General features: G+C 44.6%; 29 protein-coding genes and 1 pseudogene. 18 read left to right on the top strand and 12 right to left on the bottom strand.

What is annotated here, in order from left to right; genetic code table 11:
* Positions 1-102 precede the first annotated feature (102 nt).
* On the top strand, positions 103-303 hold the full coding sequence (locus FE810_RS14225) for a hypothetical protein (protein ID WP_138320820.1): 201 nt from the start codon (positions 103-105) through the stop codon (positions 301-303).
* Between the two features lie 15 nt (positions 304-318).
* Positions 319-1734 (top strand): M28 family peptidase, encoded by a 1416-nt coding sequence (locus FE810_RS14220; RefSeq protein WP_138320818.1) that lies wholly within the window; start codon positions 319-321, stop codon positions 1732-1734.
* A gap of 118 nt (positions 1735-1852) precedes the next feature.
* Here the strand turns inward: FE810_RS14220 and suhB are convergent, their stop codons facing one another.
* Positions 1853-2659 (bottom strand): inositol-1-monophosphatase, encoded by an 807-nt coding sequence (gene suhB / locus FE810_RS14215; RefSeq protein WP_138320816.1) that lies wholly within the window; start codon positions 2657-2659, stop codon positions 1853-1855.
* Positions 2660-3079: 420 nt separating this feature from the next.
* Here suhB and trmJ point away from each other — a divergent pair, with 420 nt between their 5' ends.
* The 14 genes from trmJ to ribBA all read left to right on the top strand — a co-directional run bounded on the left by trmJ (position 3080) and on the right by ribBA (position 15164).
* Positions 3080-3856, top strand: coding sequence for a tRNA (cytosine(32)/uridine(32)-2'-O)-methyltransferase TrmJ (trmJ, locus tag FE810_RS14210; protein WP_138320814.1), 777 nt, complete (start codon positions 3080-3082; stop codon positions 3854-3856).
* Between the two features lie 18 nt (positions 3857-3874).
* Positions 3875-4705 carry a serine O-acetyltransferase gene (gene cysE, locus FE810_RS14205; protein ID WP_281278336.1) on the top strand — a complete coding sequence of 277 codons (831 nt, stop codon included), beginning with the start codon at positions 3875-3877 and terminating at the stop codon, positions 4703-4705.
* 170 nt (positions 4706-4875) lie between these two features.
* Positions 4876-5382 carry a Fe-S cluster assembly transcriptional regulator IscR gene (gene iscR, locus FE810_RS14200; RefSeq protein ID WP_138320811.1) on the top strand — a complete coding sequence of 169 codons (507 nt, stop codon included), beginning with the start codon at positions 4876-4878 and terminating at the stop codon, positions 5380-5382.
* Between the two features lie 28 nt (positions 5383-5410).
* Positions 5411-6625: an IscS subfamily cysteine desulfurase gene (locus FE810_RS14195; protein WP_138320809.1), complete on the top strand. Its 1215-nt coding sequence runs from the start codon at positions 5411-5413 to the stop codon at positions 6623-6625.
* A 25-nt stretch (positions 6626-6650) separates the two neighbouring features.
* Positions 6651-7034 (top strand): Fe-S cluster assembly scaffold IscU, encoded by a 384-nt coding sequence (gene iscU / locus FE810_RS14190; RefSeq protein ID WP_138320807.1) that lies wholly within the window; start codon positions 6651-6653, stop codon positions 7032-7034.
* Positions 7035-7047: 13 nt separating this feature from the next.
* Positions 7048-7371 carry an iron-sulfur cluster assembly protein IscA gene (iscA, locus tag FE810_RS14185; protein ID WP_138320805.1) on the top strand — a complete coding sequence of 108 codons (324 nt, stop codon included), beginning with the start codon at positions 7048-7050 and terminating at the stop codon, positions 7369-7371.
* Between the two features lie 25 nt (positions 7372-7396).
* Positions 7397-7924 (top strand): co-chaperone HscB, encoded by a 528-nt coding sequence (gene hscB / locus FE810_RS14180; protein ID WP_138320803.1) that lies wholly within the window; start codon positions 7397-7399, stop codon positions 7922-7924.
* 16 nt (positions 7925-7940) lie between these two features.
* Positions 7941-9803 (top strand): Fe-S protein assembly chaperone HscA, encoded by a 1863-nt coding sequence (hscA, locus tag FE810_RS14175; RefSeq protein WP_138320801.1) that lies wholly within the window; start codon positions 7941-7943, stop codon positions 9801-9803.
* A gap of 2 nt (positions 9804-9805) precedes the next feature.
* Positions 9806-10144, top strand: coding sequence for an ISC system 2Fe-2S type ferredoxin (gene fdx, locus FE810_RS14170; RefSeq protein ID WP_138320799.1), 339 nt, complete (start codon positions 9806-9808; stop codon positions 10142-10144).
* A gap of 121 nt (positions 10145-10265) precedes the next feature.
* Positions 10266-11522, top strand: coding sequence for a serine hydroxymethyltransferase (gene glyA, locus FE810_RS14165; RefSeq protein ID WP_138320797.1), 1257 nt, complete (start codon positions 10266-10268; stop codon positions 11520-11522).
* Between the two features lie 196 nt (positions 11523-11718).
* Positions 11719-12180: a transcriptional regulator NrdR gene (gene nrdR / locus FE810_RS14160; protein WP_138320795.1), complete on the top strand. Its 462-nt coding sequence runs from the start codon at positions 11719-11721 to the stop codon at positions 12178-12180.
* A gap of 43 nt (positions 12181-12223) precedes the next feature.
* A complete protein-coding gene (ribD, locus tag FE810_RS14155) occupies positions 12224-13366 on the top strand; it encodes a bifunctional diaminohydroxyphosphoribosylaminopyrimidine deaminase/5-amino-6-(5-phosphoribosylamino)uracil reductase RibD (protein ID WP_212744521.1) in 1143 nt (380 codons plus the stop codon).
* Between the two features lie 20 nt (positions 13367-13386).
* Positions 13387-14040, top strand: coding sequence for a riboflavin synthase (locus FE810_RS14150; protein ID WP_138320793.1), 654 nt, complete (start codon positions 13387-13389; stop codon positions 14038-14040).
* 14 nt (positions 14041-14054) lie between these two features.
* On the top strand, positions 14055-15164 hold the full coding sequence (ribBA, locus tag FE810_RS14145; RefSeq protein ID WP_138320792.1) for a bifunctional 3,4-dihydroxy-2-butanone-4-phosphate synthase/GTP cyclohydrolase II: 1110 nt from the start codon (positions 14055-14057) through the stop codon (positions 15162-15164).
* Between the two features lie 111 nt (positions 15165-15275).
* Here ribBA and FE810_RS14140 read toward each other — a convergent pair whose 3' ends face one another.
* The 4 genes from FE810_RS14140 to xseB all read right to left on the bottom strand — a co-directional run bounded on the left by FE810_RS14140 (position 15276) and on the right by xseB (position 19375).
* Positions 15276-16211 carry a DUF808 domain-containing protein gene (locus FE810_RS14140; RefSeq protein WP_138320790.1) on the bottom strand — a complete coding sequence of 312 codons (936 nt, stop codon included), beginning with the start codon at positions 16209-16211 and terminating at the stop codon, positions 15276-15278.
* A gap of 153 nt (positions 16212-16364) precedes the next feature.
* Positions 16365-18224: a 1-deoxy-D-xylulose-5-phosphate synthase gene (gene dxs, locus FE810_RS14135; protein ID WP_138320788.1), complete on the bottom strand. Its 1860-nt coding sequence runs from the start codon at positions 18222-18224 to the stop codon at positions 16365-16367.
* 12 nt (positions 18225-18236) lie between these two features.
* Positions 18237-19127 (bottom strand): (2E,6E)-farnesyl diphosphate synthase, encoded by an 891-nt coding sequence (gene ispA, locus FE810_RS14130; protein WP_138320786.1) that lies wholly within the window; start codon positions 19125-19127, stop codon positions 18237-18239.
* On the bottom strand, positions 19127-19375 hold the full coding sequence (xseB, locus tag FE810_RS14125; protein WP_138320784.1) for an exodeoxyribonuclease VII small subunit: 249 nt from the start codon (positions 19373-19375) through the stop codon (positions 19127-19129). Before xseB ends, ispA begins: the two co-directional genes overlap by 1 nt.
* Positions 19376-19592: 217 nt before the next feature.
* Here xseB and thiI point away from each other — a divergent pair, with 217 nt between their 5' ends.
* Complete coding sequence (gene thiI / locus FE810_RS14120; RefSeq protein WP_138320782.1) at positions 19593-21056, top strand: tRNA uracil 4-sulfurtransferase ThiI; 1464 nt, start codon at positions 19593-19595, stop codon at positions 21054-21056.
* 415 nt (positions 21057-21471) lie between these two features.
* Positions 21472-21738, top strand: coding sequence for a hypothetical protein (locus FE810_RS14115; RefSeq protein ID WP_138320780.1), 267 nt, complete (start codon positions 21472-21474; stop codon positions 21736-21738).
* Positions 21739-21910: 172 nt separating this feature from the next.
* Here FE810_RS14115 and FE810_RS14110 read toward each other — a convergent pair whose 3' ends face one another.
* From FE810_RS14110 to FE810_RS14080, 7 genes and pseudogenes are all read right to left on the bottom strand, one after another.
* Entirely contained in the window at positions 21911-22234 is a 324-nt protein-coding gene (locus FE810_RS14110; RefSeq protein ID WP_138320778.1) for a hypothetical protein, read from the bottom strand.
* A 427-nt stretch (positions 22235-22661) separates the two neighbouring features.
* Entirely contained in the window at positions 22662-22883 is a 222-nt protein-coding gene (locus FE810_RS14105; RefSeq protein ID WP_138320777.1) for a hypothetical protein, read from the bottom strand.
* Positions 22884-23330: 447 nt separating this feature from the next.
* Positions 23331-23651, bottom strand: a complete 321-nt coding sequence (locus tag FE810_RS14100; RefSeq protein WP_138320775.1) for a hypothetical protein — start codon at positions 23649-23651, stop codon at positions 23331-23333.
* A gap of 142 nt (positions 23652-23793) precedes the next feature.
* A complete protein-coding gene (locus tag FE810_RS14095) occupies positions 23794-24063 on the bottom strand; it encodes a DUF3601 domain-containing protein (protein WP_138320773.1) in 270 nt (89 codons plus the stop codon).
* A 224-nt stretch (positions 24064-24287) separates the two neighbouring features.
* Complete coding sequence (locus tag FE810_RS14090; protein ID WP_138320771.1) at positions 24288-24695, bottom strand: hypothetical protein; 408 nt, start codon at positions 24693-24695, stop codon at positions 24288-24290.
* Between the two features lie 23 nt (positions 24696-24718).
* Positions 24719-25069, bottom strand: a pseudogene (locus FE810_RS14085) (IS30 family transposase); the annotation flags it as partial.
* 167 nt (positions 25070-25236) lie between these two features.
* A complete protein-coding gene (locus FE810_RS14080) occupies positions 25237-25458 on the bottom strand; it encodes a hypothetical protein (RefSeq protein ID WP_138320769.1) in 222 nt (73 codons plus the stop codon).
* Positions 25459-25711 lie beyond the last annotated feature (253 nt).

Raw genomic sequence — 25711 nt, 5'->3', positions numbered from 1 at the left:
ATAACCACTAACGATTTAATATCTATTTAATATTCCTTTTGGTTATTAACATTGTTTCCATCAATGAATATTAACTGCAGCTGTGTTCGTTTTGTGGAGTGAATGTCAGGGACAATGGTTTTAGGCGTATATCCTGACGTTTATCGACAACAAATGGCCACTTACCGTATTACGATTGCGAGTTTGTTGCACTCAATTGAAAAAACGGTAAGGATGGCCATTCGCGAGTTTTGCAATCGTGCCAATACGGCGATATATATCCAACCATCATTGATAATCGTACGTGGCAATTCGAGCGAATAATAATAAGGAAAATCCATGTTTAAACAAAACCCATTTTCGAGTTTGCTACGCCCATTGCCTGTGGCATTGGTATTTAGCGCTTTCCTGCAGCTTCCTGCTCAGGCTTTTGAACCGCTCGTTGTACCACCTTCTGAACATCCAATACTCAGAGACATTCAAAAATCCGCGAGTGCTGAAAACCTGCGAAATGATGTAACCACATTGGTTAGCTTTGGCACTCGCCATACGTTGTCAGAAACTGAATCGGATACCCATGGGATCGGTGCTGCGCGGCGTTGGATAAAACATGAATTTGAAAAAATTTCGGAGCAATGTGGTGGTTGCCTGGAAGTCATTGAACAAAAGCGGACGTTTTCTGGTGAGACCCGAATTCCAAACCCTACCGAAGTGGTAAATATTATTGCCATACAAAAAGGCACAACAGATCCTAATCGGCACATTATTATGAGTGGCGACATCGATTCGAGAGTTACAGATCCTCTTGATTTTACATCAGTTTCGCCGGGTGCTAACGATAATGCCAGCGGCGTTGCCGGAGTGATCGAGGCGGCACGGATGCTCAGTAAATACCAATTTAATGGAACCTTAGTCTATGCCGCATTATCCGGTGAAGAACAGGGGCTATTCGGTGGTAAAATCATGGCAGAGCAAGCGCTAGAAGATAACTGGCGTGTCGAAGCGGTGGTGAACAACGACATGATAGGGAATATCGCAGGTATTAATGGCGTCATTAATAACACCACGGCACGGGTATTTTCTGAGGGTGTACGTGTCACTGAGACAGCACAGGAAGCGAGGTTGCGCAGATTTACCGGAGGGGAAGTGGATTCACCATCACGAAATCTAGCCCGCTATATTGATGTCATCGCCGATAGATATATCCCGAATCTCGACATTATGATGGTTTATCGATTGGATCGATTTGCGCGTGGAGGCCATCATCGACCATTTAACCTGGTAGGATTTCCAGCGGTAAGAATTATGGAAACGAATGAGCATTATGATCGCCAGCATCAGGATCTTAGAAGTGAAAATAATCGTGAATATGGTGATGTGATCAGCGGTGTTGATTTTGACTTTAATGCCAAGCTCACTTCGTTGAATGCCGTCACGATGGCTTCACTGGCCTGGGCTCCTGCGCCACCGGCGGGTGTGGAAATTAAAGGGGCAGTGCAGCCATCAACGACTCTTTCCTGGCTAAAACCGCAGGGCAAGCAGGCTGAAAACCTTGCGGGCTATCGAATCTATTGGCGTTTAACAACAGAGCCGCAATGGACCCACAGTCAGTATGTAGGGAATGTTGAGCGTTTTACGCTGGACAATATTGTGATTGATAATTATTTCTTTGGCGTTGCCAGTGTGTCAAAAGACGGCTTTGAATCTCCGGTGGTTTTCCCGGGTCCTGCCGGTTCTTTTGGTGGTTATCAATAATCCCATTAATTCGGATTTAAGACAGTACGAATCTACACAAACGAGATGAAACAATACGAAAAAAGGGGACTGATAAATCAGTCCCCTTTTTGTTAAAGGTAGATGCTAAGCGGTGTGCTTACTTTGCTTTCATCGCCGGGGTAAGGTGCGGGCGAATGTCCGTAAGGATTTCTTTGGTTAATCGCGGGTTCGCGGCAACGATATTGCCACTGGTACCATGTTGGTGTCCACCAACAAAGTCGGTAACCAAGCCACCGGCTTCGATAACAAGCAATTCACCAGCGGCAGTGTCCCAAGGCTTAAGCCCAAGTTCCCAGTAACCGTCCATGCGGCCTGCTGCAACGTAAGCTAAATCAAGTGCTGCACTACCGGCACGGCGGATATCTGCGCTTTTCGCAAACAAATCACTGAACATCGCTAAATAGGCATCCGTATTATGCTTTTGTTTGTAAGGGAAGCCTGTGGCCAAAATGCTGCCGGACAATTCTTTGCCGCCTTTGACGCGAAGTCTGACATTATTCAGTTGTGCGCCTTTACCACGACTGGCGGTGAATAATTCGCCTCGGATTGGATCATAGATAACGGCTTGATCAAGCTTACCTTTGACTTTGAGTGCGATCGATACGGCAAAATGAGGAATGCCGCGTACAAAATTGGTGGTACCATCAAGAGGATCGATAACCCACTGATAATCGCTATCTTTCCCAGCGGTTAGTCCTGTTTCCTCGCCAATAATGGCGTGTTCAGGATACGATTTGAGAATGATATCTTTGATAACAGATTCAGCTTGTTTATCAATGTTAGTAACAATATCGTTACTGCCTTTGGCTTCTATTTCAACTTTATCAAGTTGCTCGAAAGCGCGAGATATAACGTTACCGGCACTACGCGCAGCGCGCACAGCGATGTTTAGCATCGGATGCATAGATGACTACCCCAATTTTTAAAAGAACAATTTTAAGCGGCGCGCATCATACCAGAAAGACTTCTGGGTTGCGAATAAAACCGTATTTTAAATTGTATCTGTAACTGGCAAAACTATAGTTTAGTTCGTTTAAATTTGCTTAATGATCCTTTTGCCAAATCTTACATAGAATGTACAGGGATCATGGATTCAAAAACCTTGGGTACGATTTTTTTCAAAACGATTATCTGCGCCTTATATCGCCTTGCACTTAACAAGAATCAACTATTATTTAGAAATCTCAACGCAGTAGTTAAAATAGTAGATGCTCGACATCGATACGGATTGTTGAATATTTCGTGGTAAAACCCCTTAATCCGTCTTTGCTTTATGGTATTATTGCCGGCAAATTCGATGGCCGAAAAAATTTAGATTAAATCTATGTTAGAAAACGTAAAAATTGTGTTAGTGAACACATCCGATTGTCGTAATATTGGTTCTGCAGCGCGGGCGATGAAGACCATGGGCTTAACTAATTTGGTATTGGTCGATCCAATCGAGATGCCAAACGGTCAGGCCCAGGCACTAGCCGCGGGAGCCACCGACGTACTTGCCAATGCGACAGTGGTCTCCACTTTGGAAGAAGCCATTTCAGATTGCGGCCTTGTGGTCGGTACCAGTGCTCGGTCACGCACGCTGCCGTGGCCTATGCTTGAACCGCGTAATTGTGGGGCAAAAATGGTCGAGGAAGGCAAACAGTATCCAGTTGCCTTGGTGTTTGGTCGTGAGAGCAGTGGCCTGACTAACGATGAATTACAGCTTTGCCACTTTCATGTGGCAATACCGGCGAACCCTGAATACAGTTCATTAAACCTGGCCATGGCCGTACAAACGTTAAGTTACGAAGTACGGATGAATTATCTTGATGATGTCCAACAATCGAGAATACAGGACGTCGCCGAAAAAACGAGCGATGTGTCTGATGATGCGGACAATGACGCACAATACCCGTTAGTGCAGGAAACCGAACGATTCTACCAACACTTTGAGAAAGCGCTGGAAGGAACCGGTTTTATTGTCCCTAAGCATCCAGGATTAATCATGACTAAGGTAAGACGATTGTTTAACCGTGCTCGTCCAGACGGAAAAGAATTAAAAATGTTACGAGGCATCCTTGCGTCCATCGATAAAACGGTCGCCAATGCCAACAAGGATTAAATAAGCCGCTCATCGAGGTTGGCAGCAGGAAAGAGTATGTTTGATCGAATAAAGGAAGACATCAATAGTGTATTCGACCGTGACCCCGCGGCTCGCAATGCCCTGGAAGTTTTATTCAGTTACCCAGGGTTGCATGCCATTTGGGGACATTGTCTGACCAAATGGCTGTGGGGACATAAACTTCGTTGGCTGGCCCGATTTCTCTCAACATTATTTCGCTGGCTGACTGGCGTTGAAATTCATCCCGGCGCCACAATTGGTCGCCGCTTCTTTATTGATCATGGCATGGGGATCGTTATTGGCGAAACCGCAGAAATTGGTGATGATTGTACCGTTTACCATGGAGTGACGTTAGGTGGGACCAGCTGGAACGCGGGCAAACGCCACCCGACCTTAGGTAATAACGTCGTCATAGGTGCCGGCGCGAAAGTCTTAGGGCCGCTCATTGTCGGTGAAGGTGCTCGTATTGGTTCTAATGCGGTTGTGGTAAAAGATGTGCCTGCCGGCTCTACCGTGGTAGGGATACCTGGGCGCATTGTCAGCACCAATGAACCGCAACAAGAGAAGCAACAACAGCGCCAGGAAATGGCTAAAAAATATGGCTTTGATGCCTATGCAGTAGCGAGCGATAATCCAGATCCCGTTGCTAAGGCCATTGGACGATTGCTTGATCACGTACAGTTATTAGACCGTAAGCTTCAGGAAGTCACAGTTGCGGTGAATCATGTCGGCGGTAAAGTCAGTGAAGATCAACTGCCCCCGTTGCATGTTCGTGAGTTCAGCGAAGATGAAAAAGCCGCTGCAGAACGCCGAAAATCCGCGCAAGATTCTTTTGATCCTAAAATTTAATTTGACCGTAAACTAAATACCTGAGTAAAATAGTAGGGTATTTAGTTGACTATTTTACTGTGATAAGTAAAATGCGCGCTGCAATGCTCTTACGAATGCTGGAATATCACCAAAGAATTCCCGCTTAATTAAGGTTTTGAGCATCGTTGCAGCAATTTAAAGGTAACACGATGAAATTGACTTCCAAAGGCCGTTATGCGGTGACAGCAATGCTTGATGTAGCCATTCATGCTGAGCAAGGGCCAGTGCCATTGGCGGATATTTCTGAACGACAGGGCATTTCCTTGTCTTACCTTGAACAATTATTTTCTCGATTACGTAAACATGGTTTGGTTTGCAGTGTCCGAGGCCCCGGTGGCGGTTACCGCCTAGGGCGTTGTAGCGCTGAGATTGCCATCGCCGATGTGATTAGCGCCGTAGATGAAAGTGTTGATGCCACCAAATGTCTGGGTAAAGGCAATTGTCAGGGTGGTCACCAGTGTTTAACTCACAACTTATGGCGTGACTTAAGTAATCGTATCGCAGATTTTTTAAGCGGTATCACCTTGTCCGAATTGGTGAATCAGGGTGATGTTCAACAAGTAGCTCAGCGACAGGATCTTGAACATGCGATGCATGCTGAAGATAAGCAAGTCGGCACATTGATTTCCACCAGAAGTATTATTAACGAATGGTAAAGCCAGCGTTATTAGAGGCAATATATTAATGAAATTACCAATTTATCTCGATTACTCAGCGACGACACCAGTAGATAAGCGTGTTGCTGAACAAATGATGAAATTCCTAACGACTGACGGTACATATGGTAATCCGGCAAGTCGCTCTCACAAATTTGGTTGGCAAGCCGAAGAAGCTGTGGATATTGCCCGCAATCAAATTGCGGACTTAATCAATGCCGATCCTCGCGAAATTGTTTTCACTTCCGGCGCAACCGAGTCAGACAACCTGGCAATTAAAGGTGCGGCGCGCTTTTATCAGAAAAAAGGCAAGCACATCATCACCGCGAAAACTGAGCACAAAGCAGTTTTAGACACTTGCCGTGAATTAGAACGACAGGGCTTTGAGGTGACTTACCTTGACCCACAAGCCAACGGATTAATCGATTTAGGCAAATTAGAAGCGGCAATGCGTGATGACACCGTTGTGGTCAGCATTATGCACGTGAATAACGAAATCGGTGTCATTCAGGACATCAGCGCCATCGGTGAGCTTTGTCGTGCTCGTAAAATCGTATTCCATGTCGATGCCGCGCAAAGTGCTGGCAAGATCCCAATCGATTTACAAGAAATGAAAGTCGACCTAATGTCATTCTCGGCGCACAAAATGTACGGACCTAAAGGTATCGGTGCACTTTACGTTCGTCGTAAACCGCGCATTCGCCTGGAAGCGCAAATGCACGGTGGTGGCCATGAACGTGGTATGCGCAGCGGTACGTTGCCGACGCACCAAATCGTCGGTATGGGTGAAGCCTGTCGTATTGCGAAAGAAGAAATGCAACAGGATCTTGAACATGTCACCGCAATGCGTGACCGTTTAATGGCTGGCGTTAAAGATTTAGAACAAGTATTCGTTAACGGTGATTTTGATCAGCGTTATCCGGGTAACCTGAATGTAAGCTTCAACTTTGTTGAAGGTGAGTCGCTGATTATGTCATTAAAAGACTTAGCGGTATCTTCAGGCTCTGCCTGTACATCAGCAAGTTTAGAACCATCTTACGTGCTTCGTGCCTTAGGCCTGAATGACGAGATGGCACACAGTTCAATTCGATTCAGTTTTGGACGTTTCACGACCACAGAAGAAGTGGATTATGCCATTGAGCTAATCCGTAAAGCGATTACGCATTTGCGTGATATGTCGCCTTTGTGGGAAATGTTTCAAGACGGCGTAGATTTAGACAAAGTAGAGTGGGTAGCACACTAAGTTTAGTGTCTGAAAGGGGTTTATTATGGCTTACAGCGAAAAAGTTATTGATCATTATGAAAATCCACGCAATGTCGGTTCATTCGATAAGAATGACCCGAAGATTGCCACTGGTATGGTAGGCGCACCCGCTTGTGGTGACGTGATGAAGTTACAACTGAAAATCGACGAGCAGGGCATTATCGAAGATGCCAAGTTTAAAACTTACGGTTGTGGTTCTGCGATTGCTTCAAGCTCTCTGGTAACAGAGTGGGTGAAAGGCAAGTCGATTGATGAAGCGGCAGAGATTAAGAATACTGCAATTGCTGAAGAATTAGCGTTGCCACCTGTAAAGATTCACTGCTCGATTTTAGCCGAAGACGCAATTAAAGCGGCTATCGACGATTATCGCGCAAAGAATAAAGAGTAGTCCGGAGTAAATCATGGCTGTAACTATGACAGCGGCGGCGGCTGAGCGAGTAAAATCATTTCTTACTAATCGCGGTAAAGGAATCGGTTTACGTTTAGGTATTAAAACCACCGGTTGTTCAGGGCTTGCCTATGTTATTGAGTTCGTAGATGACCTCAATGCCGATGACGAAGTATTTGCGGTCAATGATGTCAACATCATTATTGACAGCAAATCGCTTGCGTACCTTGAAGGTACAGAGCTGGATTTTGTGAAAGAAGGCTTAAACGAAGGTTTCCAATTTACCAACCCGAATGCCAAAGGCGAATGTGGTTGTGGCGAAAGCTTTAACGTTTAAACCCAACCACCTACGGTGAACTCTATTGAATTTTTTTGAATTATTTGGTTTAGAGGCCGATTATTCGATTGATTTAACCTCGCTTGCAACCACTTATCAAGCATTACAGAAAACGGTCCATCCGGACCGTTTTGCGCATTCTTCTAGCCAGGAACAAATGCTGGCGGTGCAAAAATCTGCACAAATCAATGATGCTTACGATACGCTCAAAAACCCTATCAAACGTGGTGAATATCTACTGCAGCATTTAGGCGCGGAACTTCCCAATGAACAGGCATCGTTTCAGGACATTGAATTTCTGATGGTGCAGATGGAACTTCGCGAGATGTTAGCTCAAATCAAGTTTGCCAACGATATCGATGCGGCACTGATGTCTGCACAGGAAAGTCTCGATATTCAAGCCAGGCAACTGTGGCTCGAATTTGAACAACAACTGGCAGCTAAAAGCGATGCCGCGAATCAACAGGCCGGTGAAACTCTGCGTAAACTCAAGTTTTATCATAAGTTATATATTGAACTCGAGCGCATCGAAGATGCGTTGTTCGATGATTAAATATTAAGAACAGATTATGGCGTTATTACAAATTGCCGAACCGGGTCAAAGTACGGTTCCCCATCAACATCGATTGGCAGCGGGTATCGATTTAGGCACTACCAACTCGTTGGTTGCTAGCGTGCAAAGCGGCATGCCCAAGACTCTGCCTGATGCAAATGGCGAGGATATCTTACCATCGATTGTCAGCTACCAAAGCGACAAAGTATTAGTTGGCAATGCGGCGAAAGCCCTCGCAATATCCGATCCACAAAATACCATTGTCTCTGCCAAGCGATTAATCGGTCGGTCGTTGGCCGATATCCAACAAAAATATCCGAATCTGCCCTATACCTTCTCAGGAGATAAAGCGCATCCAACGATTGCAACTGTGGTCGGTGATATCAATCCGGTACAGGTATCTTCACAGATCCTGACCAACCTGGTTGAGCGCGCGACACAAGCACTTGGTGGCGACCTTGAAGGTGTGGTGATCACCGTTCCCGCTTATTTTGATGATGCCCAGCGCCAAAGCACAAAAGATGCAGCGCAACTTGCTGGCGTCAATGTACTGCGATTGCTGAATGAGCCTACGGCAGCGGCAGTTGCTTATGGCTTGGATTCCGGTCAGGAAGGTGTTATTGCGGTTTATGATTTAGGTGGTGGTACCTTTGATATCTCTGTCTTGCGCCTCAATAAAGGAATTTTTGAAGTCCTGTCGACCGGTGGCGATTCCGCTTTAGGTGGTGATGATTTTGATAATGCGATTGTTGATTATCTGGTGAGCCAGTTTAATTTGCAGCGACCGCTTTCCCATCAGTTAGAACGTCAGCTGTTAGAGCAGGCATGTAAAGCCAAAGAGTTACTCTCTTCTCAAGACAGTGTTGATATCGACGTTGAACATCAAGCCAATACACTGACACTATCCATGACAAAAGCTCAGCTAAATGCGTTAATTTCGCCGCTGGTGAGCAAGACTCTTCGAGCCTGTCGTCGCGCCTTAAAAGATGCCGGTGTCAGTATTGAAGAAGTTCAGGAAGTAGTGATGGTTGGGGGCTCTACCCGCGTACCTTTGGTTCGTGAACAAGTTGGTCAATATTTTAAACGACTACCTCTGACCTCTATCGACCCCGATAAAGTCGTCGCAATCGGCGCCGCGATTCAAGCGGATGTACTTGCCGGTAATAAGCCTGACAGCGAAATGTTACTGTTAGATGTCACCCCTTTGTCGTTAGGTTTAGAAACCATGGGTGGATTGGTGGAAAAAGTGATTCCCCGTAATTCAACCATTCCTGTCGCCAAAGCTCAGGAATTTACCACATTCAAAGATGGGCAAACGGCAATGGCCGTCCATGTTTTACAAGGCGAAAGAGAGTTGGTGGAAGATTGCCGTTCTTTAGCGCGCTTTGAATTACGCGGTATTCCGGCAATGACTGCGGGTGCAGCGCATATTCGCGTGACGTTTAAAGTTGATGCCGATGGCCTGTTAAGCGTAAGCGCAATGGAAAAATCCACGGGTGTCGAAGCAGCCATTGAGGTGAAACCTTCGTTCGGTTTAGAAGATGGCGATATTATTAAGATGTTGCAGGAAAGCGTCACCCACGCCAAAGACGATATTCAAGCACGTATGCTCAAAGAACAGCAGGTTGAAGCATCTCGAGTTGTAGAGGGCGTCGAAGCGGCTTTGGTTGTTGATGGTGAACGCCTATTATCACCACAAGAGCGCACAGCCATCGAAAATGCTTTGCAGGAATTAACGAAAATCAGTCAGTCGTCTGAAATCGCCCGTATTGAACAGGCAATTAAAGACGTCGATACAATTACAGCCAGCTTTGCCGAGCGTCGGATGGATTCATCCATTAAGACCGCATTGGCAGGACATTCGGTAGACGAGGTTTAACCATGCCAAAAATTATATTTCTTCCCCACGAAGAATTGTGTCCGGACGGAGCAGTTCTGGACGCAAATACCGGTCAAACGGTATTGGACGTCGCGCTTAAAAATGACATTGATATTGAACACGCCTGTGAAAAATCTTGCGCCTGTACAACCTGTCATGTGATTGTTCGCGAGGGCTTTGATTCATTAGCTGAAAGTGATGAGCTAGAAGACGATATGCTGGACAAAGCCTGGGGCTTAGATCCAGAATCCCGTTTAGGCTGTCAGGCGGTGATCGCCGATGAAGATTTAGTGGTAGAAATTCCCAAATACACCCTAAATATGGTGAGTGAGAATCACTAACCCAAAAAATTCTTATTTTTGTGTTAACGAAACATTAATAGCCGCTATACATCAATGCGTTGTTCAGGCAAAATAGCGGCCTAATAAATAGTCTATCTACGTTTTAAACAGAGGAAAAAACATGCTCACTCGGGATATGAATATTGCTGATTTTGACCCTGAATTGTTTCAGGCCATGGCTGATGAAGTTGTCCGTCAGGAACAGCATATCGAATTGATCGCATCAGAAAACTATACCAGCCCGCGCGTGCTAGAAGCACAAGGTTCACAGTTAACCAATAAATACGCGGAAGGTTATCCTGGTAAACGTTACTACGGCGGTTGTGAGTATGTCGATAAAGCAGAGCAACTCGCGATTGATCGTGCGTGCGAACTATTTGGTGCAACGTATGCTAACGTGCAACCGCACGCAGGTTCACAGGCAAATGCCGCGGTTTTCCAGGCATTAGTTACACCCGGTGCAAAAGTGCTTGGTATGAGCCTTGCCCATGGTGGTCACTTAACTCACGGCTCTCATGTGAATTTCTCTGGCAAGCTGTATGAAGCGATTCAATATGGTCTTCACCCAGAAACCGGCGAAATCGATTATGAAGAAGTTGAGCGTTTAGCGTTAGAGCACAAACCAGAAATGATTATTGGTGGTTTTTCAGCGTACTCCGGTATTGTTGACTGGGCGCGCATGCGTGAAATCGCTGATAAAATTGATGCCTATTTCATGGTAGATATGGCTCACGTAGCCGGTTTAGTTGCTGCAGGTTTATATCCAAACCCAGTTCCTCATGCCCATGTCGTTACCACCACCACTCACAAAACATTAGCTGGCCCTCGTGGCGGTTTGATTGTCTCTGGTTGTAACGATGAAACCATCTATAAAAAATTAAACAGTGCGGTATTCCCTGGTGGCCAGGGTGGTCCTTTGATGCACGTTATTGCTGCAAAAGCCGTAGCGTTTAAAGAAGCGCTAGAGCCAGAATTCAAAGACTATCAGCAAAAAGTGTTAGATAACGCCAAAACGATGGTCGCGGTTCTTCAGGAACGTGGCTATAAAGTTGTGTCAAACGGCACAGACAACCACTTATTATTGTTAGATCTTATCGACAAAGATATTACCGGTAAAGATGCGGACGCAGCCCTAGGCAAAGCGCACATCACGGTAAATAAAAATTCAGTACCGAATGATCCTCGCTCTCCATTTGTTACATCAGGTTTACGCCTGGGAACACCTGCCATTACTCGTCGTGGTTTTGGTGAAGCGGAAACACGAGCACTAACCGGTTGGATTTGCGATATCCTGGATGACATTAACAACGAGAACATCATTGCTGACGTTCAACAAAAAGTTAGTGCACTCTGTGGAAAATTCCCTGTCTACGCTTAATAGGGATAGCTATCACGAATTTAAGTGTGGCAATTTGCAATAATTTTGGATGGCTAGGCTAGCATTCGGAATTGGGCAGATACCATCCTAAATTGGTATTATGGATCGCAATCTATTGATGATTCGATTAAAATGGTCGCCTATAAGCGGCCATTTTTTTTGCCGTAATGAATAAAGAAACACGCCGAGGAGGCCTATGCATTGCCCATTTTGTTCCGCCAATGACACCAAAGTGATCGATTCGAGATTGGTTGCCGATGGCCACCAGATCCGCCGTCGTCGTGAGTGTTTGCACTGCTCCGAACGTTTTACCACGTTTGAAACGGCTGAATTGGTAATGCCAAGGATCATTAAGCGCGATGGCTCTCGAGAGCCTTTCAATGAAGATAAATTGCGTAATGGCTTGTTGCGAGCGCTAGAGAAAAGGCCCGTTAGTATTGAGCAGATAGAAGGTTCAATCAATCATGTAATGTCTCGCTTGCGCGCCACTGGTGAACGAGAAGTGGCCTCAGAAATGCTCGGTAACTTCATTATGGAAGAACTGAAAAAGCTCGATAAAGTCGCCTATGTTCGTTTCGCTTCGGTGTACCGCTCTTTTGAAGATATCCGTGAATTTGGTGAAGAAATTGCACGTTTGGGCAGTAATGGCGATTCTTAGCACCATATACAATGGTTAATTTTTCCTTTACCAGGGGTGATTTGTGAGTTTAGAAGCTAATTTTAGCAGCGCCGATTACCACTATATGCAACGCGCGATCCAGTTAGCGAAGCGTGGGCGTTACACTACGTCACCGAATCCGGTTGTCGGCTGTGTGTTAGTGAGCAAAGATAAAATCGTTGGTGAAGGCTGGCATATAAGAGCCGGCGAAGGACATGCCGAGGTCAATGCTTTATCGATGGCAGGTTCGCTGGCTAAAGGGTGTACTGCGTATGTCACATTAGAGCCTTGCAGCCACTATGGCCGAACACCGCCTTGTGCGAAAGCACTAATCGAGGCAGGTGTCAGTCAGGTTGTTGTTGCGATGCAGGATCCTAACCCTCAGGTTAGTGGTCGCGGCATACAATTGCTTGAAGATGCGGGAATTGCCACCAGAGTCGGTTTGCTTGAACAATCGGCACAACAAATTAATATCGGTTTTGTCAAAAGGATGCGAACGGGGTTTCCTCGGGTGATTTGTAAACTCGCCAGTTCACTCGATGGCAAAATAGCCATGCACAGCGGCGAAAGCAAATGGATAACGTCTCCCGAATCACGCCAGGACGTCCAGCGACTCAGAGCCCTGAGTTGCGCAATTATTTCCGGTGCAGATACCGTATTGGTTGATGACGCACGATTAACCGTCCGGTATGAGCAACTCGGTTTTGCAATGCAGGATATCGAACCAGAAAAATTACGGCAGCCGACACGAATTGTTATCGACAGTCAGTATCGTTTGCACCCGCAACTTGCCTTATTTAAAGAAATCTCAAACATTATTGTGGTTCGCAATCTGCAAATGTTGCAACGTGAACCGAATTGGCCTGATCACGTACAGGTGATCAATATTGCTGGCAGTTCGCAACATCCAGGCAAAGTCGATTTAAACTCGTTACTGTCGGAATTGGCCAAATCTGGGGTTAATAACCTGTTGGTGGAAGCTGGGGGGAATCTTACCTCGGCGTTTATTCAAGCTCAGCGGGTCGATGAGCTATGGTTATATCAGGCTCCAAAACTTATGGGCGCTCAGGCATTAAGTTTACTGGCTCTGCCCGGAGTGGAAACGTTGGCTCAGGCACCACAATTGAGCATTATAGATATTCGTAAAATAGGCCCGGATATTCGTATCCGCGCCAATTTTAATTAGCAATAAGAAAGCAATGAGTTATGTTTACCGGAATTATAGAAGCCATAGGGCGAATTAAAGCAATCCAGCGCCAATCCAGCGGCGCTCGCATTGAAATCGAAACCCAGAGTCTGGATATGTCCGATGTGAAGCTTGGTGACTCGATTGCCACCAATGGTATTTGCCTGACGGTTGTTGCATTCAACGACGCTAGCTTTAGTGCCGATGTCTCCATGGAAACTTTGGATCGTACGGCGTTTGGCAATTATCAGATTGGCCAGCATGTAAACCTGGAAAAGGCGATGCTGGCAACCGCTAGGTTTGGTGGTCATATTGTTAGTGGTCATGTGGATGGCATGGCAAATATTGTATCGGTCACCGAACGGGGTAACGCCTGGGAATATTGGTTGCAGGTCGATAAATCGTTGAAAGCCTATATCGCAGAAAAAGGCTCGGTAACGATTGATGGTGTCAGTCTTACCGTCAATAGCATCGATGATGATAAATTTCGTCTGACAATTGTGCCCCATACCCGAGCCGAAACCATTATTGCAAGCTATTGCGTTGGCCACCAGGTGAACCTGGAGGTTGATGTTGTGGCGCGTTATGTTGAACGATTACTACAGTGTCGTGAGTCTCAAAGTACGGACTCAGGCGTGAGCGAATCCTTATTAAGAAAAAGTGGCTTTATTTAAGCCCAGAGGTATTTATGAAATTTAATTCTCCAAAGGAGCTGATCGCCGATATCGCGTTAGGCAAAATGGTTATCCTGATGGACGATGAAGATCGTGAGAACGAAGGCGACTTTATCATGGCAGCCGAAAAGGTAACGCCAGAGGCGATTAACTTTATGGCGACTCACGGTCGTGGCTTAATTTGCATGCCAATGAGTAAAGATCGTTGTCAGCGCCTCAAGCTTCCTTTGATGGTTGACAACAATGAAGCCCAGTTTACCACCAATTTTACTGTTTCCATTGAAGCCGCTCAGGGTGTCACTACCGGTATTTCCGCCGCCGATCGTGCCACTACGGTGTTAGCTGCTGTTGCCAAAGATGCAGACCATTCGTCGATTGTACAACCCGGGCATATTTTTCCTCTGGTTGCTAAAGACGGCGGTGTCTTAAATCGTGCCGGGCATACCGAAGCAGGCGTCGATTTAGCTCGATTGGCCGGGTTAGAGTCTGCTGCCGTGATTGTCGAAATCCTTAACGAAGATGGCACCATGGCTCGTCGTAATGATTTGGAAGTCATCGCGCAAAAGCACGATTTGAAAATTGGCACGATTGCCGATTTGATTGAATATCGTAATGCGACGGAAACTACCATACAACGGGTTAGTGAATGTAAATTTCCAACCACGTTCGGCGAGTTTGATTTAGTTGCGTTCACCGATACCATCGATGGTCAAAGTCATTTCGCCTTAATTAAAGGTGATATTAAGGCAGATGAACCCACGTTGGTTCGGGTTCATCTGGAAAATACCTTTAAAGATTTATTGCATTGTCAGCGTGGTAATGTCACATCCTGGCCGATTGCCAGCGCGTTGCAAAAAATAGCTCAAGAGGGCGGAGTGCTGGTTCTTCTTGGAAAGCATCAGACTCCTCAGGCATTAATTCAGCAAGTGAAAAGATTCGCGCTACAAGATTCTGGTGAAGACGTGAAGGAAGTGCATAAGCATGTCGGCTCACGCAATGTTGGGGTTGGCTCGCAAATCCTGGCAAACCTTGGAGTGAGTAAAATGCGCCTGTTAAGTTCGCAAACCAAATATCATTCGTTATCCGGCTTTGGTCTGGAAATCGTTGAATATCTCCACGATTAAGTCGCAGTTGTCGCGATAAGGTTTTATGAAATCCAGCTTAGGCTGGATTTTTTATGCTATTTGTCAGTCGCTTCAAAGATCCCTTTTACTCTTATTTCCTAACGGCCGTTTTTAACTGCCAGGTTTTAATTTAGACACAAGCTTAACGCCAAGCAATACCAGGGTGCCCAATATTATCCCTAAAACCAGTGTAAACAAGGGGCCAACTAACCAAGAGTACCAGATATGTGCAGGCCAGGTATTAACCACTTCCACGGCGTGTAATTGCAAATGATGAAAATATTCAATGCCATGAACCAATATGCCGCCACCTACCAGAAACATTGCCGCTGTTCCTAAAAATGAAAGGCTTTTCATTAGTTTAGGGGCGAAGCTAAGCAGACCGTTGCCAATTTTATTACGCAACTTACCGCGCCAGCCCTGTTTGGGGTTGTTAAGAAAATATACCCCGAGATCATCGATTTTGACGATGCCAGCGACTAATCCATAGACACCGATTGTCATCACAATGGCAATAAGTGATACGACAAGCGCTTGATCGACAAAGGCTCGATGTTGCACTGTACCAAGGGCGATAACGATAATTTCCGCCGACAGAATAAAGTCGGTTCTTATCGCCCCTTTAATTTTATCTTTTTCGTAGTTTACCATATCAACCGATTCATCGGTCAGTGCCTGGAGATCTTGTTGATGCTGTTCATCATCATGCTCGCCGCGAAGGCTATGGTAGATTTTCTCTACCCCTTCAAAACAAAGATAGGCACCGCCGAGGATCAATAGTGGCGTAATTAATGCGGGTATAAAGGCGCTGATCAATAGCGCCGCAGGCACCAGGATTAACTTATTGACAAAAGAGCCTTTGGCGACGGCCCATACAACGGGTATTTCCCGATCCGCTTTTACACCGCTAACCTGCTGTGCATTGAGTGCCAGGTCATCACCTAACACGCCGGCCGTTTTCTTCGCGGCGACCTTAGTCATTAAAGCCACGTCGTCTAATGCGACGGCTATTTTATCAATGAGTGCGAATAAACTGGAACCTGCCATAGCTGACCTTTTATGTTTGTTTTACCGATTGTTGACGTTGCTGCCATCCTTTTCGGAACTTCCAGGGAGCAACTTACGGTTGAATGTTAAAAATATGTTAACTCAATAAGGTAAAAATAAACCCTTAAGTTTTCACTTAAGGGTTTATATTGATTAAATGACTGCTTGGATTTGGGATAGTATCCCTTTGGCGTCCAGGCCTAGTTCCGCATGAATCTCAGATTGAGTTCCGTGTTTAATAAATTCATCGGGGATGCCGATATTCGACACGGTCTGGCGAATACCTTGCTGGGCCAAGTACTCACTTACGGCAGAGCCAGCACCACCGGCGATGGCGTTATCTTCCACGGTAATTAAATAGTCATGGCTGCTGGCAAGCGCTTTGATTTTCTCGTGATCCAGCGGTTTGACAAAGCGCATATCCACTAGTGTGGCATTTAACTCGTCGGCAACGCTGGATGCTTCATGCAACATAGTACCAAACGATAAAATAGCGATTTTTTCACCGTCTCGAATTTGTCTGGCTTTGCCAACTTCAATCGTTTGTGAAATCTCTGGAAGCTCGATTCCGGTGCCACTACCACGCGGATAACGCACCGCGGCAGGTTGTTGCAATTGATGTCCGGTATTTAACATTAAACGGCATTCCGCTTCGTCGGAAGGGCACATAATCACCAAATTAGGGATACAACGCATAAAGGATAGATCGAATGCACCTTGATGGGTTGGGCCATCGGCACCAACAATACCCGCACGATCAATCGCAAACAAAACCGGTAGGTTTTGAATGGCGACATCGTGGATAAGTTGATCGTAAGCGCGTTGCAGAAAGCTCGAGTAAATGGCAACGACAGGTTTGTAGCCGCCAATCGCCAAACCCGCAGCAAAGGTTACTGCGTGTTGTTCGGCAATCGCCACATCAAAGTATTGATTTGCAAAACGCTGGCTAAATTCAACCATTCCTGAGCCTTCACGCATTGCTGGCGTGATCGCCATTAACTTGTCATCCTGTTCGGCCGTTGCGCATAACCAGTCGCCAAAAATTTGCGAGTAGGTCGGTAAACTCGGTTTATTTTTGGGCAATGAATCACTGCTAGGATCAAATTTTGGAACCGCATGATATTTGATAGGGTCTTGTTCTGCTTGCTCATACCCCTTACCTTTGCGGGTCACCACATGCAATATCTGTGGACCCTTGAGGCTACGCATATTACGTACTGTATCCACTATGCCATTTACATCATGACCATCGATAGGGCCGATATAGTTAAAACCCAATTCCTCAAAGAAGGTACTTGGTACAACCATCCCCTTAATGTGTTCTTCTGCTTTTGAGGCCAATTCTTTAATGGGAGGAATCGACCCTAAAATGCGTTTTCCGCCTTCTCTTAAGCCGGTATAAAGACTACCGGATAATAACTTGGCAAGATGATTGTTCAAGGCGCCGACATTTTCAGAAATTGACATTTCATTGTCGTTTAATACCACCAACATATCTTTGTGGATGTCACCGCCGTGATTTAATGCTTCAAACGCCATACCTGCAGTCATCGCGCCATCACCAATTACCGCAACTGTTTTGCGGTTCAAACCTTCTTTTTCCGCGGCAACAGCCATTCCCAGTGCTGCAGAAATCGATGTCGACGAGTGGCCGACACTGAGGACGTCATATTCACTTTCTTCACGCCATGGGAATGGATGTAATCCTTCCTTTTGACGAATAGTATGCAATTGGTCACGGCGACCAGTAAGGATTTTGTGGGGGTAAGCCTGATGGCCAACGTCCCAGATCAAATGATCAAAAGGGGTGTCATAGACATAATGCAGTGCAACGGTAAGTTCAATCGCACCAAGACCCGAGGCAAAATGGCCACTACTTTTACTGACGGAATTGAGCAAATAGCTGCGTAACTCATCACTGATCTGTTTTAGCTGATCCTGGGAAAACTCGCGCAATTGTTGGGGTTTATCGATTTGCGCTAACAAAGGATAATTTTGAAGATCAATAGTCATAAATTCTTTCGTTTAATGATCACGTTGTACAATGAACGTGGAAAAATTCGCTAAATTCTGTGTATTGTAGGGCAAAGAGTCTAACGCGTGAAGTGAATTAGCATATAACTCCTGCTCTTTTTCCTGTGCCCCTTCAAGTCCGAGTAGCGCTGGGTAAGTTGACTTGTTGGCCTGAAGATCTGAGCCCGCCGGTTTTCCCAGTATTGCTTCGCTGCTAGTGATATCGATAATATCGTCATGGACCTGATATAAAAGACCGGTGGTCGCAGAGTAGCGTTTTAAAAGAGTAATGTGCTGTGGATCGATATCGGCAACACATAACGTTGGCATTAAGATAGCTGATTCAAGCAAGGCGCCCGTTTTTAACCGGTGAATTTGCTCGAGATGTTCAAGTGTTACGCATTTGTCGGTTGCGGCCAAATCCATAGCCTGCCCACCACACATACCTTGATATCCCGACGCCTGAGCTAACATTTGAATCAATTTAACCTGACGGTTCGCTGGTACATCGATAAATGGATGATTGGCGAGAATGTCGAAGGCCAATGTTTGCAGACTATCGCCGGCGAGAATTGCCGTCGCCTCATCAAATTTTCGATGGCAAGTGGGTTGTCCCCGGCGCAGATCATCATTATCCATAGCGGGTAAGTCATCGTGCAGTAACGAGTACGCGTGTATACATTCAAGAGAAGCGGCAATTGCGTCAACATCCTGCAATTCCACACCTAGCATTTCAGCGGTTGTATAGGCCAAAAAAGGCCGCATTCGCTTACCACCGATTAACAGCCCATAATTCATTGCTTCTAACAACTTAGGGTCATTGATACTAAGCGTATCTAAGTGCTGTTTTAAAAAGGTGTCAATGCGTTGTTGGTAAGTCTCTAGGTTTGCCAAAGTCGCCACTAGCTGTCGGACTCCGCATCGTCAAAAGGACGTAATTCAGCTTGTTCATCGTTATTCATCAACACCTGAATTTTTTGCTCGGCATTCGCCAGAGTCTGCTGACCGTGCTGGCTTAAAGCGAGCCCACGTTCAAACAACTTCATAGAATCTTCCAATGACAGGTCACCTTGCTCTAATTGAGTAACAAGCGTTTCCAATTCCGTCATCGACTCTTCAAAGCTTAGATTTTCCGGCTTCTTCTTTGCCATACTTGCCCCGATAATTTGCTAACTTTTTCATTCTTTGTTGGCATTCTAACCCGTAACGCGCCGCAGAGGAAGTTTGAAGGTTCAATTTGAGTGAAGACACAAGTGATAAAAACCCATCATCAGAATGACTAGAATTAATTGCAAAAGTGTATCTTCACAGGCAATTATTGGTCGGTTGTGTATAATACGGGGATTTAAAGCTTAACTGGCATTCTCAATGAAATTTATTGTTAAATTGCAATCGGAAATCACCATCAAATCCCGTCCGGTTCGCAAGCGTTTTACGAAAATCCTCGAGTCCAATATTAAGAACGTCCTGCGTCGTGTCGATGATCAGGTTCGTACCAAAATTAATTGGGACAGTATTGAAGTTACCAGTAAAAATACCTGCGAAGAAAATCGCCAATTGCTGATTGAAACTTTGCAATGCGTGCCGGGCATCCCACATTTTTTGGAAGTGCAGCAAAGCACCTATACCGACCTTGATGATATTTTTCAAAAAACCTTAGCCGTACACGGTGAGACGATTGAGAATAAGTCTTTTTGTGTGCGAGCCAAACGTACCGGTCAACACGATTTTAATTCGTTACAGGTCGAGCAATACGTTGGTGGGGGATTAAACCAGCATGTTGAGTCTGCGCGTGTACAACTGCGCAAACCGGATGTAACCATCCGATTGGAAATCAACAAAGACCAATTGTTTATCGTGTCTTATCGCCACGAAGGCCTAGGTGGTTTTCCAATAGCGACCCAAGAAGATGTGTTGTCATTGATGTCCGGTGGTTTTGATTCTGGTGTGGCCAGTTATCAAATGATCCGCAAAGGGGCGCGAACCCATTTTTGTTTCTTCAGACTTGGTGGATCAGCCCATGAAGTGGGTGTGAAGCAAGTCAGTTACTATCTGTGGAACAAATATGGTGCTTCCCATCGCGTCAAATTTTTTGCCGTTGATTTTGAACCTGTGGTTGCGGAAATACTAGAGAAAGTCGATAACGGCCAGATGGGCGTTGTGTTAAAGCGAATGATGATGCGTGCCGCATCCATGATTGCCGAGAAACGTGGCATTCAATCGCTGGTTACGGGTGAAGCATTAGGCCAGGTTTCATCACAAACCTTAACCAACCTTAATGTTATTGATCGAGTAACTGAAACCTTAATTCTGCGTCCTTTGGTGGCCATGGATAAGCAAGAAATTATTGATATTGCACGGGAAATTGGCACCGAAGACTTCGCCAAAACCATGCCGGAGTATTGTGGCGTAATTTCCCAAAAACCCACGGTTAAAGCAGTATTGTCACGCATCGAAGCCGAAGAAGATAATTTCAATATGGATATCCTCACCGATGTGGTGAGTCGCACGAAGATCCTCGATATGCGTGATATTGCCATGGAAGCCGAAGAGGAAGTGGCAACGGTTGATAAGGTCGAAACCGTCGATAGTGCAGGGCATGATAATGTGGTCATTGATATCCGATCTCCGGAAGAGGAAGATGCCAACCCATTGGATTTAGACGATATTGATGTCAAACACATTCCGTTTTATAAACTTGCTACCCAGTTTGGCGATTTGCCAAGCGACAAAACCTATTTGTTGTATTGTGACCGCGGTGTGATGAGTAAACTACAAGCCTTGCTATTGCATGACAACGGTTTTGACAATGTGAAGGTGTATCGACCTTAACGAGCAACTATCGCTCTCAAGGTTAACCGTTGCAGACAAAAGGTGCTAGCGGGAGTTGACACTCCCTGAAGTAAATAGGTGGCAGGTTTCAGGGCTCAGAAAAGCATGCCACCTTGCGTCATTCCCTGATACTACAGGGAATCTATCGGCACCGGTTGAACGGCGGGTATGTGGCAATAACGGGAATTTAAATTCCCTTAGTACGTATCGCAAGCGATACTCCGGGAACGCGACGAAAAACGTCGCTTTGAGTACGCTGATGTCATCAGCTCCGAGTACACGCTGTTTCGAGTTGCCTATATGGATATAGGTATGTCGACAGCGTCTGGAACTGGCTGTCGATTCATGCAACCCCACCTCGCGTCATTCCCTGACACTACAGGGAATCTATCGTCACCGATTGAATGGCGGCTATGTGCCAACAACGGGAGTTGAAACTCCCTTAGTACGTATCGCAAGCGATACTCCGGGAACGCGACGCAAAACGTCGCTTCGAGTACACAATCAAAGATTGTTCCGGGTACACGACGAAAAACGTCGCTTCGAGTTCGCTGATGCCATCAGCTCCGAGTACACGCTGTTTCGAGTGAAAAACAACCTAACCTCGCGTCATTCCCTGACACTACAGGGAATCTATCGTCACAGCTTGAACGGCGGCTATGTGCCATTAGCTGCCTGTTAGCAATTGCTAATATACGCTGGTTTCGGGGTGTTAACGCTCGATTAACGGGTTAAAAATAGTGGGCTAAAATCCAGCGAAGCGAAAAGCCCGCTTTTTTTAATCCCCGTTTAATTGCTTGTTAGTTTGCGTCTACGACCATTTATTTCGCTAGTAAACAACGACGCAAGTAACATTATTTAACTGCCTGTTTATCTAAGATTTTACCGATAGCCGCTTTAATATCTCTAGTTTTTTCAGCTTCTTCGATTATAGGAATAACCCAAGCACAATTGAGCTGATGGAGCGATGCCCGCCAATCTTTCCATTTAGAGCCACTTATATTATCAAGATTATCGAGTCCGAATGTAGAAGCTGCTCCCCACTGTGCAATTGAAGGTAAGCTAGGGTCATTGGAATATCCTCCAAGTATAAATGGTCTTTCTAAATTACCAGGATCTATAGCAAAATATAAATCCGCTTTCTCTGTTGGTTCAGAAACTTTATTGATTAACTGCATAGCGACACCTGATAGCAAACTAACGCCCGCCTAAACGGTGAAAAATGCTTGGCTATAATGTTTATCGAACGTAGCCAAGCGCTTTACGTCCGATTTTAAGGCTCTTGTTATATTTCCACTTTTTGGGAATTAACGCTGCCCTATTCTATGTACTATTTTCGACTTCCGCTATCCCGATTTCTATACGCAATGTCTGGATATTTACGCTTGAATAGATACGTTCGCTGGGAATTAATGTGCGGAGTGAATTTACTTATGTTCCTACGCCATTCCCTGACTTTTCAACCATTCCTGGTATCTGCGATAAATCGCTGGTGGTAAATATAACGCCTTACTAATGGGCGCATAAATGCTTGGCTAAAATTAGCGACGAAGGAGCGCAAGCCAAGCGTTTTGCGTCCTTTTGAGTAACTTGTTATATTGCGATTTATTTTGAAATACTTTTTATAGCAATTAAAAGTCCAACAACAAAACCAATAACGATGCTTATTCCTGCGGCTTCGATAAACCCAACTAAAGTCCAACTCTCTGTACCATCCCGAAAAAACGACTTCAGAACACCTAAGCAAAAAATTAGCAATTGAAATGGTAAACTGGCTTTAAAAATACCAAATAAAAACTTCCTGTTAATTAGATATTTATACTTCATTTAAGCCCACTAGGTGATAGCAATATAACAGTTTATTATGTAGACGGCTCAGTAATTCCCGTCTATTTTGGTTCCCTTAAATTACCAGAAAGAAACTAAAATTCAATCAGTTAAAAATCATCCAAGCGTCAATGTGCCAGTTTTCGTGGAAATTACTGAGAAGGCTTACTAATGACCCTCATGAAAGACTGAAAATTTTCTTTCAATTTAGGTGGTTAGCTAGATTTTCGATAAACTTCAGGAATTAATTAGAATTCCTAGAAATTCTCGTTTTGGGGAATTCTGACTGACTGTAATTCGACACAACAGCCGCTCATGACTGGGAACTATTCAATAACTTACGTTAATTATGAGGACGTGGCAAATGTGCTAGCTACAGCCTGCTTACGATTGCTAACACTTCCTTATTTTGGATTATCAACGCCCTAGTATCTTAAGTTCAGTAGACTAATCCATCCCTTGTTTATTAATACCGAGGAAATCAAATTCATACTTTAAAGCAACAATAAATCTATCAGTTTTAATGTCTATCGCACCAATAACTTGAAAGTTATCATTTTCTTCAGCTTGAATAATTATGACATTGGTTCTTTCACCAGTTTCTTGATCAATATGGACCGCATATTGAGGGATTAGAATATCAATAGGTCTACCAATATTTTTGCCGTCAACTTGCAACATAAATGCTGCTGCACCGGCGTTAATATCGTCTTCGGTAGCTTGTCGACCACTAGTATATTTATAGTCACCTAGCGGTGGCCATTCCATAGTATTCTTTCCATGGACGAGTGTTGAAATTAGAAACAAAGGTAAAATTAAAAATCGATACATGATTTCGACTGCTTTTAGTTTATTATGTCGATGACTTCGTAACATCCGTTACTGGGCACTCTAACCGACTATAGTTCGTTCAAAGCACCTGAAAATACTCAATTAAGTTATGCGCAATTTGCTGTTGGAATTCAGGGCGAACGCACAACATGAGTTGTCGTTCTACTCCATTTTTATCGAAAAATAATGAGAGACCACTCTCGTAAGGGACAAATTCAAAACCTATGAATTTCAACCTATCTCCAACTTCATATGGCATGTTCTTAAAATCTCGGAAGGCTTTAATAACTTCGTACGAGCGTCCTTTTTTGAGAATGTCATATTCTGGCTGTAGATAGCTTCGTTCCATACATTTCCTAATGCACATGACAGTTTATTATTTTAACGATAAACGAGTGACTGCTGTTCGCTCTCAAGAGACATTAACCTTTTCAATCTGTTAACGTCAAATTTGTGGCAACTACATCCCGTTAGCTGTTGCTAACATACAATGTTTTTCGATATTAAACTCTGTAATAATGAAAATAAGAAAGGCAGCGCACTGAACTAATCGGCTTGTTTTGCGTTTGAATTTCAATCAATGCATCGTTCCAAATTGCCTATCAGCCTGTTTAAATCGACAATACTCAGATATGACCTCATGAAGGCAGAAGAGCTAAAGAACAAAAAGCCCGTGATATAGGCTCTTACTTTAAAACCTTGAACAGCATCGTATCCGGAAAAAGTGATACGAATGTTCGACCAAAAACTTACTGGAATTTTTAATGCTTTTTTAGCGTTTGATTCATTCAAGTAGCGCAGGTCGGTTAACAGTTTCATCAAATCTTCCTGTTCGAGCGGATCTTGAACGTCGACATAATGTGAATTAGCCCCCGCACAAAATAGCTGAAGATGAAGCTTACCGGGAACTTGGCCGCTAAAAAAAGAAAATATCGCGGAAGATACGTTAACTCGAGATTGAATTTGTTTTAGTTTTCTCATTTCATTCTTTGATTATAAATAAACTAATAACTCAGGATTGAAAGACTATACCTCGCTGTGAGTTCAATCGATGGACGCACACACTCATTAAATCGTTCAGCAGGTGTTTCATATTCTAGTGTCTTTCTCGGTCTTTCATTAAGTTGTCTTGCAACTTGACTTAATCGTAACTGAGAATGCACGCTCAAGTCAGTACCTTTCGGGAAATATTGTCGCATAATCTACTGGTGTTCTCATTTGAGCCAAGTTGCCAAGGGCACTTAGGTTCGCAGAAATAAACCTGTATTTCGGTCTCTAGTGTGAGGTTTTTATGGGGATGAAAGTTCAGCGCCTTTGTCTCAGGTAAGTGATTTATAAAGCTCTGTGGGCAGCTTTTTTGATTGTTATATTAGTGCCTTTATTACTTGTGCGGGGCAGAAGATCCCGAAAAATACATGGTGAATTGAGGATGTACATTCAGGGGGTATTAAAGGCAACCGGGATCGCTTGTCAATGCAGCGGTAACTGCCCGGTTGCTTTAGTGATAAGAATTAGAGAAGGCTTAAGCTTCTTCTTTTACTTCTTCTTGTGGCTCTTGTTCTGGCGTTTGCTTAATGGCGAAGTACATAACAGCACCAACCACGATAGCACCGAGGCGAATCGCCCAACCGGCATTTTGTCCCCAGTTATCGACCCACATCAGTATTTTTAACTCATAACCTACTAGGTTTAGCAGCAAAGATGCAATGCCCGCGATCATCAAATATAAACCGACTTGTTTCATATTCTTATTCCTTATTGTAATTATTATGTTTTGGTTTTTATTTTCGTTATTAATTATCTGAATAAATCCAGACGTTTGATAACCATACAGGAAATAGGGCAATAAAATAAAGACCTGTAAAGTCGAAGGAATTAAGGAAAAAGAGGGCGAGGTTAAGCGGTACAAGATGTACTAGGGCTTAGGGGAAAATTAAGAAAATATCACAGTGTAAAATTTAGCGCTGGTTTTTGATGATAGCGATTTGAAAAATGTA

It is taken from the genome of Thalassotalea litorea (genome assembly GCF_005843925.1).
GTDB classification, from domain to species: Bacteria; Pseudomonadota; Gammaproteobacteria; order Enterobacterales; family Alteromonadaceae; genus Thalassotalea_A; species Thalassotalea_A litorea_A.
The sequence above is the reverse complement of the archived record's forward strand: the minus strand, read 5'-3'. Positions and strand labels throughout refer to the sequence as shown.

Coding starts and splice junctions, on each gene's coding strand:
- FE810_RS14225 (WP_138320820.1), top strand. CDS start 103: ATGTCAGGGACAATGGTTTTAGGCGTATATCCTGACGTTTATCGACAA.
- FE810_RS14220 (WP_138320818.1), top strand. CDS start 319: ATGTTTAAACAAAACCCATTTTCGAGTTTGCTACGCCCATTGCCTGTG.
- suhB (WP_138320816.1), bottom strand. CDS start 2,659: ATGCATCCGATGCTAAACATCGCTGTGCGCGCTGCGCGTAGTGCCGGT.
- trmJ (WP_138320814.1), top strand. CDS start 3,080: ATGTTAGAAAACGTAAAAATTGTGTTAGTGAACACATCCGATTGTCGT.
- iscR (WP_138320811.1), top strand. CDS start 4,876: ATGAAATTGACTTCCAAAGGCCGTTATGCGGTGACAGCAATGCTTGAT.
- FE810_RS14195 (WP_138320809.1), top strand. CDS start 5,411: ATGAAATTACCAATTTATCTCGATTACTCAGCGACGACACCAGTAGAT.
- iscU (WP_138320807.1), top strand. CDS start 6,651: ATGGCTTACAGCGAAAAAGTTATTGATCATTATGAAAATCCACGCAAT.
- iscA (WP_138320805.1), top strand. CDS start 7,048: ATGGCTGTAACTATGACAGCGGCGGCGGCTGAGCGAGTAAAATCATTT.
- hscA (WP_138320801.1), top strand. CDS start 7,941: ATGGCGTTATTACAAATTGCCGAACCGGGTCAAAGTACGGTTCCCCAT.
- fdx (WP_138320799.1), top strand. CDS start 9,806: ATGCCAAAAATTATATTTCTTCCCCACGAAGAATTGTGTCCGGACGGA.
- glyA (WP_138320797.1), top strand. CDS start 10,266: ATGCTCACTCGGGATATGAATATTGCTGATTTTGACCCTGAATTGTTT.
- nrdR (WP_138320795.1), top strand. CDS start 11,719: ATGCATTGCCCATTTTGTTCCGCCAATGACACCAAAGTGATCGATTCG.
- FE810_RS14150 (WP_138320793.1), top strand. CDS start 13,387: ATGTTTACCGGAATTATAGAAGCCATAGGGCGAATTAAAGCAATCCAG.
- ribBA (WP_138320792.1), top strand. CDS start 14,055: ATGAAATTTAATTCTCCAAAGGAGCTGATCGCCGATATCGCGTTAGGC.
- FE810_RS14140 (WP_138320790.1), bottom strand. CDS start 16,211: ATGGCAGGTTCCAGTTTATTCGCACTCATTGATAAAATAGCCGTCGCA.
- dxs (WP_138320788.1), bottom strand. CDS start 18,224: ATGACTATTGATCTTCAAAATTATCCTTTGTTAGCGCAAATCGATAAA.
- xseB (WP_138320784.1), bottom strand. CDS start 19,375: ATGGCAAAGAAGAAGCCGGAAAATCTAAGCTTTGAAGAGTCGATGACG.
- thiI (WP_138320782.1), top strand. CDS start 19,593: ATGAAATTTATTGTTAAATTGCAATCGGAAATCACCATCAAATCCCGT.
- FE810_RS14110 (WP_138320778.1), bottom strand. CDS start 22,234: ATGCAGTTAATCAATAAAGTTTCTGAACCAACAGAGAAAGCGGATTTA.
- FE810_RS14105 (WP_138320777.1), bottom strand. CDS start 22,883: ATGAAGTATAAATATCTAATTAACAGGAAGTTTTTATTTGGTATTTTT.
- FE810_RS14100 (WP_138320775.1), bottom strand. CDS start 23,651: ATGGAATGGCCACCGCTAGGTGACTATAAATATACTAGTGGTCGACAA.
- FE810_RS14095 (WP_138320773.1), bottom strand. CDS start 24,063: ATGGAACGAAGCTATCTACAGCCAGAATATGACATTCTCAAAAAAGGA.
- FE810_RS14090 (WP_138320771.1), bottom strand. CDS start 24,695: ATGAGAAAACTAAAACAAATTCAATCTCGAGTTAACGTATCTTCCGCG.
- FE810_RS14080 (WP_138320769.1), bottom strand. CDS start 25,458: ATGAAACAAGTCGGTTTATATTTGATGATCGCGGGCATTGCATCTTTG.